The 14,957-nt window shown below is 63.5% G+C and carries 11 protein-coding genes and 1 tRNA gene; 5 read left to right on the plus strand and 7 right to left on the minus strand.

The window, feature by feature from the left end; all coding sequences use genetic code 11:
• Positions 1-278 precede the first annotated feature (278 nt).
• Together folD and VOM14_RS09695 are read left to right on the plus strand one after the other, a co-directional pair.
• Positions 279-1,139 carry a bifunctional methylenetetrahydrofolate dehydrogenase/methenyltetrahydrofolate cyclohydrolase FolD gene (gene folD / locus VOM14_RS09690; RefSeq protein WP_327628479.1) on the plus strand — a complete coding sequence of 287 codons (861 nt, stop codon included), beginning with the start codon at positions 279-281 and terminating at the stop codon, positions 1,137-1,139.
• Between the two features lie 372 nt (positions 1,140-1,511).
• The gene (locus tag VOM14_RS09695; RefSeq protein ID WP_327628480.1) at positions 1,512-3,620 is read left to right on the plus strand and encodes a M3 family metallopeptidase; all 2,109 of its coding nucleotides are present in this window, start codon (positions 1,512-1,514) and stop codon (positions 3,618-3,620) included.
• Between the two features lie 142 nt (positions 3,621-3,762).
• On the opposite strand, the gene VOM14_RS09700 is transcribed toward VOM14_RS09695, so the two are convergent.
• Entirely contained in the window at positions 3,763-5,055 is a 1,293-nt protein-coding gene (locus VOM14_RS09700) for an amidohydrolase family protein (RefSeq protein WP_327628481.1), read from the minus strand.
• Positions 5,056-5,239: 184 nt separating this feature from the next.
• On the opposite strand from VOM14_RS09700, the gene VOM14_RS09705 reads away from it, so the two are divergent.
• Positions 5,240-5,938 carry an aspartate/glutamate racemase family protein gene (locus VOM14_RS09705; protein ID WP_327628482.1) on the plus strand — a complete coding sequence of 233 codons (699 nt, stop codon included), beginning with the start codon at positions 5,240-5,242 and terminating at the stop codon, positions 5,936-5,938.
• A 114-nt stretch (positions 5,939-6,052) separates the two neighbouring features.
• Here VOM14_RS09705 and VOM14_RS09710 read toward each other — a convergent pair.
• Together VOM14_RS09710 and VOM14_RS09715 are read right to left on the minus strand one after the other, a co-directional pair.
• Positions 6,053-6,129: transfer RNA gene (locus tag VOM14_RS09710), tRNA-Met, on the minus strand.
• 102 nt (positions 6,130-6,231) lie between these two features.
• A complete protein-coding gene (locus VOM14_RS09715) occupies positions 6,232-6,519 on the minus strand; it encodes a hypothetical protein (RefSeq protein ID WP_327628483.1) in 288 nt (95 codons plus the stop codon).
• Positions 6,520-6,709: 190 nt separating this feature from the next.
• Here VOM14_RS09715 and xth point away from each other — a divergent pair, with 190 nt between their 5' ends.
• Positions 6,710-7,486 carry an exodeoxyribonuclease III gene (gene xth / locus VOM14_RS09720; protein WP_327628484.1) on the plus strand — a complete coding sequence of 259 codons (777 nt, stop codon included), beginning with the start codon at positions 6,710-6,712 and terminating at the stop codon, positions 7,484-7,486.
• 31 nt (positions 7,487-7,517) lie between these two features.
• Here the strand turns inward: xth and VOM14_RS09725 are convergent, their stop codons facing one another.
• The 4 genes from VOM14_RS09725 to glnA all read right to left on the minus strand — a co-directional run bounded on the left by VOM14_RS09725 (position 7,518) and on the right by glnA (position 14,028).
• Positions 7,518-9,668 carry a prolyl oligopeptidase family serine peptidase gene (locus VOM14_RS09725; protein ID WP_327628610.1) on the minus strand — a complete coding sequence of 717 codons (2,151 nt, stop codon included), beginning with the start codon at positions 9,666-9,668 and terminating at the stop codon, positions 7,518-7,520.
• Between the two features lie 90 nt (positions 9,669-9,758).
• Positions 9,759-11,282, minus strand: a complete 1,524-nt coding sequence (ntrC, locus tag VOM14_RS09730; RefSeq protein WP_327628485.1) for a nitrogen regulation protein NR(I) — start codon at positions 11,280-11,282, stop codon at positions 9,759-9,761.
• A gap of 47 nt (positions 11,283-11,329) precedes the next feature.
• Complete coding sequence (glnL, locus tag VOM14_RS09735) at positions 11,330-12,472, minus strand: nitrogen regulation protein NR(II) (RefSeq protein ID WP_327628486.1); 1,143 nt, start codon at positions 12,470-12,472, stop codon at positions 11,330-11,332.
• Between the two features lie 140 nt (positions 12,473-12,612).
• A complete protein-coding gene (gene glnA, locus VOM14_RS09740; RefSeq protein WP_327628487.1) occupies positions 12,613-14,028 on the minus strand; it encodes a type I glutamate--ammonia ligase in 1,416 nt (471 codons plus the stop codon).
• 435 nt (positions 14,029-14,463) lie between these two features.
• On the opposite strand from glnA, the gene VOM14_RS09745 reads away from it, so the two are divergent.
• Positions 14,464-14,928, plus strand: a complete 465-nt coding sequence (locus tag VOM14_RS09745; RefSeq protein WP_327628488.1) for a rhodanese-like domain-containing protein — start codon at positions 14,464-14,466, stop codon at positions 14,926-14,928.
• Positions 14,929-14,957: the final 29 nt, after the last annotated feature.

Raw genomic sequence — 14,957 nt, forward strand, 5'->3', positions numbered from 1 at the left:
AAGGCCGCGCCGGCCGGGCCCTCCAGTCCGGCCTTTCATCTGCTTCAGTCCGCTCGCCCCTCGCTTCCTTTTCACGATCTTTGATTCAGCCGATGCATCGGTCATTCGGGCGCCTTAAGCCTGGCCACGCGCGCCGGTATAATGTCGGACTTTGCAGCCGCGCCTAGCTCCGAACCGCGTCGCGCGCTTTTCATGTGCCGACTCGTTCCCGCTGAAAAACGCCATGATGCGCGGCCCGCACGCTGCCCGGCTTTCCATACTGCCCCTCTCGACCGACCATGACTGCCAAACTGATCGACGGCCTCGCCCTTTCCAAGACCCTGCGCGCCGACGCCGCCGCACGCGCTGCCGCCCTGACCGCCCGCGGCCATCAACCGGGCCTCGCCGTCGTGCTGGTCGGCGACAATCCCGCAAGCGAAGTGTATGTGCGCAACAAGGTCAAGGCGTGTCACGACAACGGTCTCGGCTCGATGCTCGACCGCTATCCCGCCGATCTCTCGGAAGCCGAACTGCTGGAACGTATCGACGAACTCAATCGCGATCCGCTCATCCACGGCATTCTGGTGCAATTGCCGCTGCCGCCGCATATCGACAGTCACAAGGTGATCGAGGCGATCGCGCCGGAGAAGGACGTGGACGGCTTTCACGTCGCCAATGCCGGCGCGTTGCTGACGGGCAAGCCGCTGTTCCGCCCGTGCACGCCGTACGGCGTGATGAAGATGCTGGCCGCTTATGAGATTGCGTTGCAAGGCGCGAACGCGGTGGTGATCGGCCGCTCGAACATCGTCGGCAAGCCGATGGCGCTGCTGCTGCTCGAAGCGGGCGCGACCGTCACGATTTGCCACAGCAAGACGCGCGAGCTCGCCGCGCACACGCGTAACGCAGACGTCGTGGTCGCCGCCACCGGTCTGCGCAACATTCTCACCGCCGACATGGTGAAGCCGGGCGCGGCCGTGATCGACGTCGGCATGAATCGCGACGAAGCGGGCAAGCTGTGCGGCGACGTCGATTTCGCGGGCGTGAAGGAAGTGGCCGGCTACATTACGCCGGTGCCGGGCGGCGTCGGCCCGATGACCATCACGATGCTGCTCGTCAACACGATCGAAGCCGCGGAGCGCGAGGCCTCGAAGCACGCCTGACGCCGGAAGAGGGAAGATGAAAGCGCCGGGCGATACGCAACCGGCGCTTTCGCCACGTTCGCTGTGCGGTCGGACGTGCAGTTTCGATGAGCAGTTTCGATGAGCGGTTTCAACTGGCGGCTCCGCTGGCCACACGCCGCTGGGCGCACACCACGAACTCCACGCCGCTAACCGCACGCCCCACACCGCACGCCCCCCGCCCCGAATCTGGTAATTTGTCTGCCGGCCGATTGGAATCGGCGCGCCCTGCCCCAATAATGCTGATATCCGGCGCTTGGGGTCGCCGACGTGGCGTCCGACGTGGCGTCGCCACGCGCGCCCACTCAAGCACAAGACCGATTACCCGTTCACCCGCGTCAGACAGGAAGCCTCATGTCCACTACCGCCTCGAATCACGACAACCCGCTCCTCGATTTTTCCGACCTGCCGCGCTTTGGCGAAATCCGCCCTGTCCATGTGACGCCCGCGCTCGATGTGTTGCTCGCCGACGCGTCCGCCGCCGTCGAGCGGGCCGCCCAGCCGATTACACCCGCTTCGTGGGCCGACGTGGTCGAGCCGGTCGAGCGCGCCACCGAACCGCTGTCGCGCGCGTGGAGCGTGATCGGCCATCTGAATGCCGTGGCCGACACACCCGAGTTGCGCGCCGTGTATGGCGAAAACCTGCCGCGCGTCACCGAGTTCTGGTCGAGCGTCGGGCAAAATCTCGCGCTGTACGAAAAGTACAAGGCGCTCAATGCGAGCGCCGAATTCGCCTCGCTGACGGGCGAGCGCAAGAAGATTCTCGGCAACGCGCTGCGCGACTTCCGCTTGTCCGGCGCGGAATTGCCGGAAGACCAGAAACCGCATTTCGCCGAATTGCAGGAACGCCAGGCTGCGTTGTCGAAAGCGTTTTCCGATCACGTGCTCGACGCGACGAACGGCTACGCGTACGTCGTCGAAACCGGCGACGAATCCGAATTGGCCGGTTTGCCGGAAGACGTGATCGAAGCCGCGAAGGAAGCGGCCGAGCGCGAAGGCAAAACCGGCTACAAGTTCACGCTGCACTTCCCGTCGTATTTTCCCGTCATGCAGTACTCGGAAAATCGTCCGATGCGCGAAGCGATGTACCGCGCGTATGTCACGCGTGCGTCGGAACTCGGCCCGCAATACGGCAACGGCAAAGCCGAGTGGGACAACACCGCGGTGCTCGCCGAACAGTTGAAGCTGCGCGCCGAAGAAGCGCGGATGCTCGGCTACCGCAACTTCGCCGAAGTGTCGCTCGCGCCGAAAATGGCCGAGTCGCCGGAACAGGTCATGGCTTTCCTCGAAGACCTCGCCACGCGCGCCCGCCCGCATGCAGAGCAGGACTGGACGGAGCTGCGCGAATTCGCCGCGAACGAACTCGGTTTGAGCGACCTGCAACCGTGGGACATGACGTTCGCCGCCGAACGTCTGCGTCAGAGGCGCTATTCGTTCTCCGAAAACGAGGTCAAGCAGTATTTCCCTGAAGACGCCGTGTTCAAAGGCCTTTTCAAGGTCACGGAGACGCTCTTCGGCGTGCGCATCCGTCGCGACGAGGCCGCCGTCTGGCATCCGGACGTGCGCTTTTTCTGCGTCGAGAATCAGGACGGCGGCCTCGTCGCGCAGTTCTACCTCGACCTGTATGCACGCGAAGGCAAACGCGGCGGCGCCTGGATGGACGACGCGCGCGGCCGCCACAAGCATACGCACGGCGGCGTGCAGACGCCGGTTGCGTATCTCACCTGCAACTTCTCGGCGCCCGTCGGCGGCAAGCCCGCCTGTTTCACACACGACGAGGTCATCACGCTGTTCCACGAGTTCGGTCATGGTCTGCATCACATGTTGACGCGTGTCGATGAACTCGGCGTGTCCGGCATCAACGGCGTGGAGTGGGACGCGGTCGAATTGCCGTCGCAATTCATGGAGAACTTCTGCTGGGAGTGGGACGTGCTCTCCGACATGACGTCGCACGTCGAAACCGCGAAGCCGCTGCCGCGCGAGCTGTTCGACAAGATGCTCGCCGCGAAGAATTTTCAGAGCGGTCTCGGCACCTTGCGCCAGATCGTGTTCTCGATGTTCGACATGCAATTGCATACCGGCTTCGACACGGCCGGCACGAAGAACGCGACCGAACTCGCGAGCGAGATCAACGAGCGTTTCCATGTCGTGCCGCAAGCGCCCTTCTCGCGTTGGCCGAACACGTTCAGCCATATTTTCGCGGGCGGTTATGCGGCGGGCTACTACAGCTACAAGTGGGCCGAAGTGCTGTCCGCCGACGCGTACGCGGCATTCGAAGAAGCCGCGCAAGCGTCGAGCGGCAGCGTGCTCGATCAGGCAACCGGCATGCGTTATCGCAAGGAGATTCTCGAAGTGGGCGGCAGCCGTCCGGCGATGGAATCGTTCAAGGCATTCCGTGGACGCGAGCCGAATATCGACGCCTTGCTGCGGCACAACGGCATGACGCCCGCCGCCGCGCATTGAAACTCGCATCAATGCCGGGCTAGGAAAAAGCGCGCGGCGCGTATTTCAGCGCCGCTCTGAAAAAGCCGGTGTCCGCACGCGCGGACGCCGGCTTTCTTATTTGGGCGACGCTCGACGCTGGCCACTCCACACGTCGCATCGCTCAATCGCGATGCAGTTTGAAATCAATCTGCGAGACACGCCCTTCGAGCGACAGCGTCGCGCGCGCCGCCGGCGCACGGCTCACCACTTTGCCGCGGCTCACCACCGCGAGGCGCGTCGCGCGCAGGCGGATCGCTTCCACCGGATCGCGCGCGTCGAGCAGCACGAGATTGGCCGCGCAGCCCGGCGCCACACCGTAGCCGTCGAGGCCGAGAATACGCGCGGCGTTCACCGTGACCGCGTCGAAACACGCGTGCATGCCCTCGACGCCCGTCATCTGCGCGACGTGCAAGCCCATGTGCGCGACTTCGAGCATGTCGCCCGAACCGAGGCTGTACCACGGGTCCATCACGCAATCGTGGCCGAACGCGACGTTGATGCCCGCCGCCATCATCTCGGGTACGCGCGTCATGCCGCGCCGCTTCGGATACGTGTCGCTGCGTCCCTGCAACGTGATGTTGATCAGCGGATTTGCGATGGCCGCAACGCCGGATTCGCACATGAGCGGCAGGAGTTTGCTGACGTAGTAGTTGTCCATCGAATGCATCGACGTCAGGTGCGAGCCGGTGACGCGCCCGTGCAAGCCGAGACGATGCGTTTCGGCCGCGAGCGTTTCGATGTGACGCGACATGGGATCGTCCGATTCGTCGCAATGCATGTCGACGCGCAAGCCCTGCTCGGCCGCGAATTCGCACAGCATGCGCACGGATTGCGCGCCGTCGGCCATCGTGCGCTCGAAATGCGGAATGCCGCCGACCACGTCGACGCCCATCGCGATAGACCGCTTGAGGTTGTCGAAAGCGCCGGCGCTGCGCAGCACGCCGTCCTGCGGAAAAGCCACCAGTTGCAAGTCGAGATACGGCGCGACACGGCGCTTCACTTCGACGAGCGCCTCGACGGCAAGTAGGCGCGGATCGCACACATCCACGTGACTACGAATGGCGAGCAGCCCGCGCGCGACCGCCCAGTCGCAGTACTGCATCGCGCGTTCGATCAGCGCCTCCTGCGTGAGCCGCGGCTTAAGCTCACCCCACAGCGCGATGCCTTCGAGCAGCGTGCCGGACGCGTTCACACGCGGCAAACCGTAGGAAAGCGTGGCGTCCATATGGAAGTGCGGATCGACGAACGGCGGCGTGACGAGCGAGCCGGCGGCGTCGATTTCCTCGCGCGCGATGGCGGCGAGATTCGCCTCGACCGCGACGATGCGCCCCGCCTCAATGCCGATGTCGAGCGCCTCGTGCTGCTGCGGCGCGGCGCCTCGCGGCAACATCGCGCGGCGGATGATCAGATCCATAGGTCGCTCCCGTGTTTGTCCGTGTCCGCTTGCTGCTCATGACAATTCTATCGGCGACAGAAAGCGCGTGACGGCTTTACGCGGCGTTTTATCAAGATGGCGTACCGGCGCGTGGCGCTCGATGTGTACCGGCTGCGCGCGCGGCCGCCGCCTATACTCGGCTGATTCAATCGGGAGCATGCAGATGAAAACGATCGGTGTGATCGGCGGGATGAGCTGGGAATCGTCCGCCGAGTATTACAGGCTGCTGAACCGTTACGCGAAGGCGCGCCTTGGCGGCCATCACAACGCGCGCAGTCTGATGCTGACCGTGGACTTCGCGCCGATCGAGGCGAATCAGCGCGCGGGCGATTGGGCCGCGCTCGGCCAACAAATGGCCGATGCCGCGCGCCAACTCGAACGCGGCGGCGCGGAACTCGTGATGCTCGCGACCAACACGATGCATCGCGTGTATGAATCGATCGAGCAGGCGATCGGCGTGCCCTTCCTGCATATCGCAGATCCGACGGGCAGCGCGCTCGTGGCGGCCGGCGTCGAACGGGTCGGTTTGCTCGGCACGCGCTATACGATGGAGCAAGCGTTCTACACAGGCCGCCTGCGCGAGCGCCACGGGCTCGATACGCTCGTGCCTGACGAAGCGGAACGCGCGGACGTGCATCGCATCATTTACGACGAGCTGTGTCACGGCAACGTGAAGAGCGAGTCGCGCGCGGTGTATCAACGTGTGATCGAATCGCTGGCCGCGCGTGGCGCGCAAGCGGTGATTCTCGGCTGCACCGAGATTACGCTGCTGATCAAGCCGGAAGATTCCGCTCTGCCTGTATTCGACACGACAGCTTTGCATGCGCAGGCAGCGGTGGCGTGGGCGGTGGGAGCAGAGTGAAAGAGTGAAGAGGCTGCGATTCGTCGCAGAGCACAGCGGCCTTTTTGCATGAACCCGGCGCTGCAAATGAAAAAGCCCGCATGGCTTGCGCCAGCGGGCTTCTCACTAATGCTTTGGTTGCGGGGGTAGGATTTGAACCTACGACCTTCGGGTTATGAGCCCGACGAGCTGCCAGACTGCTCCACCCCGCGTCAGAGAAATGAGATTGTATAGAGACGCGAGTAAAACGTCAAATCATCAAGCGAGAAATCGCGTGAAAATTCTGCCCGAAGCGAAGAGGTCGATGCCGCGGCTCAAAGATCCTGAACCGTCGCGCCCTCGATCTTGCCGTCGATAATATCCGCGCCGTACCGGCACGCGCTGCGTTTGGCCACGCCGAAATCCGCGAACGTTGCGGGCAACACGAGACGGAACACACGGCTCGCTTTCGACCCGCTGATCGCACCAGGACGACAGACACGCACCGCGACGTCGTACCCTTCCGCGTCGCGCTTGTGGCCGTCGAATTTGTCGAACGTTCTTGAAAAAACCAGCGGATGTACTTCGAAGTCCTTATAAACTTCCGGATAAGTCCGAGCCATGATGCCCTCCGCCGCACATCTGTGCCTGAGTGAGTCCAACTGTGACTGAGCCCACTATACGCCGCGCGCGGCGTGCATCCGCATTTTATTTCCAACTCGCGCTCGGGCCCTCAAGTCACGCGAAAGTCGTCCCGCCCGCGCGTGCGCTGGTAAGCTACGGCTCCTGCGCCAATCAGTTTGAGAATTTCCCGTGAAAATCGCCACCTGGAACGTCAATTCCCTCAAAGTTCGTCAGCAGCACGTGATCGACTGGCTCGAAACCAGCCGCACCGACGTGCTGTGCCTTCAGGAACTGAAGCTGCCGGACGAGAAATTTCCGCGCGCCGAGTTGGAGGAAAAAGGCTACCGGAGCTGGTTCGCGGGCCAGAAGACCTACAACGGCGTCGGCATCCTCGTGCGCGAAGGATTGAACGTGGACGAAACCAGCATCGTGCGAAATATTCCTGGCTTCGATGACTTGCAGCAGCGCGTGGTGGCGGCGACCATCGACGGCGTGCGTGTCATTTCGGCCTATTTCCCCAATGGCCAGGCGCCGGGCACCGACAAATTCGCGTACAAACTGCGCTGGCTGGCCGCGCTGCACGACTGGGTCAAAAGCGAGATGGCGCTGTATCCGAAACTCGCGCTGCTCGGCGACTACAACATCGCACCGGATGACCGCGACGTGCACGATCCGAAGGCGTGGGAAGGCCAAAATCTCGTCTCGCCGGAAGAACGCGCGGAGTTCGTGCGGCTGATCGAACTCGGGCTCGCCGACGCGTTCCGTCAATTCGAGCAGCCCGAAAAAATCTACTCGTGGTGGGATTACCGGATGATGGCGTTCCGCCGCAACGCAGGCCTGCGCATCGATCATATTCTGCTGTCGAAGGCGCTGGCCGAAGCATGCTCGTCGTGTGAAATCGACAAGGTGCCGCGCAAGTGGGAGCAGCCGTCGGACCACGCACCGGTCGTCGCGCAAATCGGCTGAGCAATCCCTGCCGGAGAATGCTTCGCGAATCTCAAGCGCTCAGGCCGGAAGCGTTCAACGTCGTCCAAAGAAACTCGAACACCATTGCATCGTGCTCGGCCTGCTCCAGTTCATCGGAGCCGCCGTGGCCGCCTTCCGTATTCTCGCGATACCACACGCCGTCCGCGCCGAGCGCCTGCATGCGCGCGGCCATCTTGCGCGCGTGGCCCGGATGCACGCGGTCGTCCGCAGTCGATGTCGTGAACAGCACCGGCGGATATTTCACGCCCGCCGCCACGCGGTGATAGGGCGAGTAAGCGGCCAGCGCGCGCGCGTCGCCGGCATCGTCGGGATCGCCGTATTCGTCGATCCATGACGCGCCCGCATGCAGCAGGTGGTAGCGGCTCATATCGAGCAGCGGCACTTCGCACACGACCGCGCCGAACAGCTCGGGCCGCTGCACCATGCATGCCGCCACCAGCAGGCCGCCGTTGCTGCCGCCCTGAATGCCGAGCTGCGCAGCGCTTGTCACGCCGCTTTCAATGAGCGCCTCGGCGACGACGATGAAATCGTCGAACGCGCGTTGCCGATGCTCGCCTTGCGCCGCCGTATGCCAGCGCGTGCCGAACTCGCCGCCGCCGCGAATATGCGCGACCACGTACACGCCGCCGCGCTCGAGCCAGCCGATGCCCTGCCCCGTCAGATAGGTCGGCAGCAACGGAATCGCAAAACCGCCGTAGCCGGTGAGCAGGCATGGCCGCGAGGCATGCTGCGCGCGCGCCGCATCCTGCTCGACGCGCGGTCCGATCACCGTGTACGGCACACGTGTGCCGTCGGCGGAAATCGCATGGCCACGCGTCACCGTGAAGCGCGTCGCGTCGAACTGGGTCGGCCAGCGATCGAGCAACTCCCATTCGCTCAGCGCCTCGCGCGCGAGATCGGCGAGCCAGTACGCGGGCGGTTGCAGGTAGTCGTCGGTATCGACGAACACCTCGTCGTTCAGCGTCGATTCGACCGGCGAAACATCGGCTTGTGCATCGCCGTGCGTGGGAAAGAGTCGCTGCTGCCAGTGCCACGTGTCATCGTCCGTTTGCGACGGCGTGAACAGCAGCGTCTTGTTCTCCACGTCTTCCAGATACGAGACGATGAGCTGGTTGCGCGTATGGGTCCACTCGCACGCCGACGTCCGCGCGTTCGGCGTAAAGAGTGGCGTCACGTCGCGGGCGCCGCGCAGGAACGCCGCTTCGCGAATCGCCAGCAACGCGCCGCCCGGATAGACCCTGCCGTTGCAATGCCAATCGAGGCGCGGCTCCAGCAGCAGCCAACCTTGCCATCCGCCCACTGCCACGTGCGCTGGCACGTCGTAGCGCCGCCAGGCATCGGCGGTGATCGGGGCTGCGTCGGTGCCGTCGAGGTGATACGTGTGCGAATCGAAGAAATCGACGCTGCTCACCACCGTGTGCCGCTTTTCCACGGGATCGTAATGCGCTTCCACGCCGATGTCGCCGAACGCGCCCCTGAACACCACGGGCGCCTCGGCGAGCGCGGCGCCGCGCGTCCAGCGCCGCACTTCGCGCGGATAGCCGGAGCGCGTCAGGCTTTTGCGCCCATTGTCCCAGCCGACATAAAGCGTATCGCGGTCGATCCACGATGCCGTGTGTTTGCCCGCCTTCGCAATCGCAAAGCCATCGTCGAGAAAACGTTGCGCGTCGATATCGAACTCGCGCACCACGAGCGCGTCCGATCCGCCCGGCGACATCGTGATCAGGGCCCGATCGCCATCGGGATAAAGAATGTCGAACTCGACGCACACCCACGGCGTGCCTTCGGCCTCGCCGAGCGCGTCGAAGTCGATCAGGTTCTGCCATTCGGGCTGGCCGCCGCGCCACGCCGCCCACGTCGTGCGCCGCCAGATGCCTTTGGGATTGCGTTCGTCCTGCCACAGGTCGTAAGCCCAGTCTTTCCACCGATCGGGAATGACCGGCCGCTCGTGCGGCAGATAGGCGTCGGCGAGCCGTTGCTTGAGCGCTTCGAAGGGTGCGCCGCTGCACCATGCGGCGCGCGTGCGGGCATTCTGTTTCTCGACCCACGCGAGCGCGTCGGGATCGTCGAGCGCTTCGAGCGATAGAAAAGGATCGGGCGAAAGCGGCCAGGCAAAAGAGTCGGAACGGGAGGCGGGAGGAACGGAGGAAGCAGCGGGCATCGTCGGCTGTTGATGGAAAACAGCGTTCATTATGCCTTGCGACGCCCGGAGCAGCCGCTTGCGCTCCGCTCCGCCCCCGCCGCGCGGAAATCAGGACTCGAGGTTGAGTTCCTGGATCTTGCGGGTAATCGTATTGCGGCCGATGCCAAGACGCTCGGCCGCTTCGACTTTGCGTCCGCGCGTGAAGTCGAGGGCCTCCCGGATCACCGCGGCTTCGAAGCGGCGCGCCAGTTCGTCCATCACATCGGCGGAATTCTCGCGGAGCATGCGCGCGACTTCCGTGCGCAGGCCGCCTTCCCACGCGCTGACCGGCGCGGCGACCGGCATGCCGCTTGCCGCCGGAAGCGCCGCCGCTATTCCCCCGTTCAATGGCGCGCCGCCCGCGAGGCTCGCGTCCGCCGTAACGGGCATACCGACGCCGACGGCAACGCCGCCGCCCGCGTCCGTCGCGCCGCCTTGCACCGGACCGAGATCCGGTGGCAAGTCCTTGATCTCGATAGTCTGCGCGGGCGCCATCACCGTGAGCCAGTTGGCGAGATTCTCCAACTGCCGCACGTTGCCCGGAAACGGCAGCGACGCGAGATAGGCGAGCGCTTCTTCCGACACGCGCTTCGGCTCGACGCCGAGATCGCGCGCGCTCTTTTGCAGGAAGTGCCGCGTGAGCAACGGGATGTCTTCGCTGCGCTCGCGCAACGCCGGCAAACGCAAGCGGATCACGTTGAGCCGGTGATACAGGTCTTCGCGGAACAGCCCTTGACGGACGCGCGATTCGAGATTCTGGTGCGTCGCCGCGATCACGCGCACATTGGCGCGCAGCGGATTGTGTCCGCCGACACGATAGAACTGGCCGTCCGACAGCACGCGCAACAGACGCGTCTGCAAATCGAACGGCATATCGCCGATTTCGTCGAGAAACAGCGTGCCGTTCTCGGCCTGTTCGAAGCGCCCCTGGCGCATCGCCTGAGCGCCGGTGAACGCGCCGCGCTCGTGTCCGAATAGTTCGGATTCCAACAGATCCTTGGGAATCGCCGCCGTGTTGAGCGCAATGAATGGACCGTTCGCGCGTGGGCTATGACGGTGCAACGCGCGCGCGACCAGTTCCTTTCCGGTGCCCGATTCGCCGGTAATGAGCACGGTTGCCGCGGAATGGGACAAACGGCCGATCGCGCGGAACATGTCCTGCATCGCCGGCGCCTGGCCGAGCATTTCCGGTGCATCGGCGACGCGCTCGTCCCACGTCTGTTCGCCGCGCATGCTCTCGTCCACCGCGCGGCGGATCAGCTCGACCGCCTTGTCGACGTCGAACGGCTTCGCGAGATATTCGAAGGCGCCGCCCTGGAATGCGGCGACCGCGCTATCCAGATCGGAAAACGCGGTCATGATGATGACGGGCAAGCCCGGCACCTTGTCGCGCACCGTTTGCAGCAATTCGAGGCCGGAACCTCCAGGCATCCTGATGTCGGACACCAGCACCTGCGGGCTGTCGTGTTCGAGCGCCGCCGACGCCTCGCGCACATTCGCAAAGCTGCGGGTCGCGAAGTTTTCGCGAGCGAGCGCTTTTTCAAGCACCCAGCGAATCGATTGATCGTCGTCTACTATCCAGATCGGCTTCATATAGGTCGGTCAGAAGTCTTGAGATGCATGCAGTGTGCAGAGGCGCGTCAGTAGTCGAGCGGCAGCAGAATCTGAAACTCGGTGTGGCCGGGCCGGCTTTCCACCTCGATCAGACCGTCGTGCTGCTGCACGAACGTCTGCGCGAGCGTCAGACCGAGACCGCTGCCGTCCTCGCGCCCCGATACGAGCGGATAGAAAATGCGGTCACGGATTTCCTCGGGAATGCCCGGGCCGTTGTCGATGATATGCAAGTCCAGTGCCAGCTTACATAAGCGTTTCGAGATCGTGATCTTGCGCGCGATGCGTGTGCGCAATTCAATGCGCGCGTCGCCTTGGGAAATGCGTTCGCGCAAGGCTTCGGCCGCATTGCGCACGATGTTCAGCAGCGCCTGGATCAGTTGCTCCTTGTCGCCGCGCAAGTCGGGCACGCTCACGTCGTAATCGCGTTCGATCGTGAGGCCGCGCGGAAACTCGGCGAGAATCACCTGTCGCACGCGTTCGCACACTTCGTGAATATTCACGTCGCCGACAATATGCGGATGACGGTGCGGTTCGAGCAAACGGTCGACCAGCGTTTGCAAGCGGTCCGATTCCTTGATGATGACCTGCGTGTACTCGCGCAATTCGTCGCGCTGTCGCTCGCCGAGTTCGAATTCGAGCAACTGCGCCGCGCCGCGAATGCCGCCGAGCGGATTCTTGATCTCGTGCGCGAGATTGCGGATCAGATGTTTGTTGACGGCCGTGAGGTCGTTGATGCGCTCCTCGCGGTCGGTGCGCAAATGCCGCTCGTTCTCGAACAGTTCGAGCAGCACGTAGTCTTGCGCGCTTTCCAGAAAGCCGACGATCGCGTGCACGTGCAGCGGCTCGTGGCCGGGACGCTCCAGCACGGCGTCGAGATGCGTCGCCTGAAAACGGTGTGCGGCGATCGCGGTGATGGTGGCGATCAGTTCGTCCGCATTCGAGAAGATGTCCGGCCACGCCATCTGCGTCAGTTGCTTGCGCGACAGTTCGAGCATCGACTCCGCCGACGGATTCGCGAACGCGACCCGCAGCGTGCGCTTGTCGAGTATCAGCACGACCGTGGGCAATGCCTCGAAGCCCGGCAGCAGACCGGAAGCCACGAGCTGCGCGTCATCGGACAGCGTCTCTTCGTGCCCTTTCCTCGCCTTGATCAGATTCTTTAGAACCATCTTGCAGTCCGGCCGATAGGAGATGGTGGCAAACCGTTGCGACCGGTCTAACGAAAAAGGGACGGCGCCGCCGTCCCTTCGTGACCGATCGCGAGCGTCGGACAAAGCGCTTCGCCGTTTGAGCGAAGCGCCATGGCCGCTTACAGCGAGTAGTACATTTCGAATTCGATCGGGTGCACCGACTGACGATAACGCTGCAGCTCGTTCGTCTTCAGTTCGATGTACGCGTCGAGCATCGAATCCGTGAACACGCCGCCGCGCGTCAGGAATTCGCGGTCCGCGTCGAGCGCGTCCAGAGCCTGGTCGAGGCCGGCGCACACGGTCGGGATCTTTGCATCCTCTTCCGGCGGCAGGTCGTACAGGTTCTTGTCGGCGGCTTCGCCCGGGTGAATCTTGTTCTGCACGCCGTCCAGACCCGCCATCATCAGCGCGGAGAAGCACAGGTACGGATTCGCCAGCGGGTCCGGGAAGCGCGTTTCGATACGGCGGCCCTTCGGGTTGCTCACGTGCGGAATACGGATCGATGCCGAACGGTTGCGCGCCGAGTAAGCGAGCTTGACCGGTGCTTCGAAGTGCGGCACGAGGCGCTTGTACGAGTTCGTGCCGGGGTTCGTGATCGCGTTCAGCGCGCGAGCATGCTTGATGATGCCGCCGATGTAGAACAGCGCGAATTCCGACAGACCTGCATAGCCATTGCCCGCGAACAGGTTCTGGCCGTCTTTCCAGATCGACTGGTGAACGTGCATGCCCGAACCGTTATCGCCGACGATCGGCTTCGGCATGAACGTAGCCGTCTTGCCGTACGTGTGCGCAACGTTCTGGATGATGTACTTCATTTGCTGCAACCAGTCGGCGCGCTGCACGAGCGTCGAGAACTTCGTGCCGATTTCGTTCTGACCTTGACCCGCGACTTCGTGGTGATGCACTTCGACCGGAATGCCGATCTGTTCGAGCAGCAGGCACATTTCCGAGCGGATGTCCTGGAACGTGTCGACCGGCGCGACCGGGAAGTAGCCGCCCTTCGTGCCCGGACGGTGGCCGGTGTTGCCGCCTTCGAATTCCTTCGACGAGGACCACGGCGCTTCTTCCGAACCGATCTTGACGAAGCAGCCCGACTGATCCGTGTTCCACTGGACCGAGTCGAAAATGAAGAATTCCGGTTCCGGACCGAAGAATGCCGTGTCGCCGAGGCCCGAGCTTTTCAGATAGGCTTCAGCGCGCTTGGCGAGCGAACGCGGGTCGCGCTCGTAGCCCTTGCCGTCCGCCGGTTCGACGACGTCGCAGGTCAGGACCAGAGTGGATTCTTCATAGAACGGGTCGATGAAGGCCGTGTTCGCGTCCGGAATCAGCAACATGTCCGATGCTTCGATGCCCTTCCAACCGGCAATCGACGAACCGTCAAACGCATGGCCGCTTTCGAACTTGTCTTCATCGAATGCCGACACCGGCACCGAAACGTGTTGCTCTTTGCCGCGCGTGTCGGTGAAACGAAAGTCGACAAACTTGACGTCTTCGTCTTTGACGAGTTGAACGACGTCGGCCACGGATTTACTCATAACCTATCTCCTGATTAACGAATTCGGCGGATTCAGCCGCCGCCCAATCTAGCTGACCCGTCCCGGCGCGTCCACCCCTCAATTGTGAGGAGCGAATATGAAAATCAGCCGTCGCGGATCGATCGACACCAATAAAGCAGCATCTGTGCCATCTGTGCGCCAGCAAGGCGCAAAACCACGCGGCGCGCGCGTTTGCAGGGAATCCGCGCACCGCTCGGCATGCAGCCCCTAAATCCAGCAGCCGATGCGGGCACCAAAAAAGTGCACCTCAGTCGCGCTGCGCGCCCCGACATTCCATTGTGGTGCATCCATTCAATTTTGCACCAATATCGAGCGCGAGGCGGCTTGCGCGACGCGCTCTGTTCTGCGCGTGGCCAGGCGTCGCGGGCCCGGCGCCGCGCGCTAGAATGTTTATTTGGTCAAGGAGACTGGCTCATGAGCACGCTGGAAGAGTTGTATTCGCACGCTGAGAAACGCCGCACCGACAATCAGTTGCCCTACGCGGGCGCGGTCTCCCCGGTTGAAGCGTTCGAACTGCTTCAGATCGACCCGCGCACGCGTCTTGTCGATGTGCGCACGCGCGCCGAGCTGGATTGGGTCGGCCGGCCGGTGATCGGCGACGGGCAATACGTGCATCTGGAATGGACGCGTTATCCGGGCGCCGTGCCAAATCAGGAGTTTCTGCATCAGTTGAGCGAGGTTGCCTCACACGATACGCCGGTGCTGTTCCTGTGCCGCAGCGCCGCGCGCTCCAAGCTCGCCGCCATCGCCGCCGCGCAGGTCGGATTCACGAAGGCGTACGACCTGCTGGAAGGCTTCGAAGGCGACAAGGACGGCCAAGGGCACCGGAAAACGGTATCGGGCTGGTGCTTTCGGGGCTTGCCGTGGATCGGCGCTTGATGAGGTAAGCCCGACCTGAACCGGACCTG

Source organism: Paraburkholderia sp. MPAMCS5 (assembly GCF_036016995.1).
Lineage (GTDB): Bacteria > Pseudomonadota > Gammaproteobacteria > Burkholderiales > Burkholderiaceae > Paraburkholderia.

Excerpts from the sequence above, each read along its gene's own strand:
- folD (WP_327628479.1), top strand. The coding sequence starts at position 279 with ATGACTGCCAAACTGATCGACGGCCTCGCCCTTTCCAAGACCCTGCGC.
- VOM14_RS09695 (WP_327628480.1), top strand. The coding sequence starts at position 1,512 with ATGTCCACTACCGCCTCGAATCACGACAACCCGCTCCTCGATTTTTCC.
- VOM14_RS09700 (WP_327628481.1), bottom strand. The coding sequence starts at position 5,055 with ATGGATCTGATCATCCGCCGCGCGATGTTGCCGCGAGGCGCCGCGCCG.
- VOM14_RS09705 (WP_327628482.1), top strand. The coding sequence starts at position 5,240 with ATGAAAACGATCGGTGTGATCGGCGGGATGAGCTGGGAATCGTCCGCC.
- VOM14_RS09715 (WP_327628483.1), bottom strand. The coding sequence starts at position 6,519 with ATGGCTCGGACTTATCCGGAAGTTTATAAGGACTTCGAAGTACATCCG.
- VOM14_RS09725 (WP_327628610.1), bottom strand. The coding sequence starts at position 9,668 with ATGCCCGCTGCTTCCTCCGTTCCTCCCGCCTCCCGTTCCGACTCTTTT.
- ntrC (WP_327628485.1), bottom strand. The coding sequence starts at position 11,282 with ATGAAGCCGATCTGGATAGTAGACGACGATCAATCGATTCGCTGGGTG.
- glnL (WP_327628486.1), bottom strand. The coding sequence starts at position 12,472 with ATGGTTCTAAAGAATCTGATCAAGGCGAGGAAAGGGCACGAAGAGACG.
- glnA (WP_327628487.1), bottom strand. The coding sequence starts at position 14,028 with ATGAGTAAATCCGTGGCCGACGTCGTTCAACTCGTCAAAGACGAAGAC.
- VOM14_RS09745 (WP_327628488.1), top strand. The coding sequence starts at position 14,464 with ATGAGCACGCTGGAAGAGTTGTATTCGCACGCTGAGAAACGCCGCACC.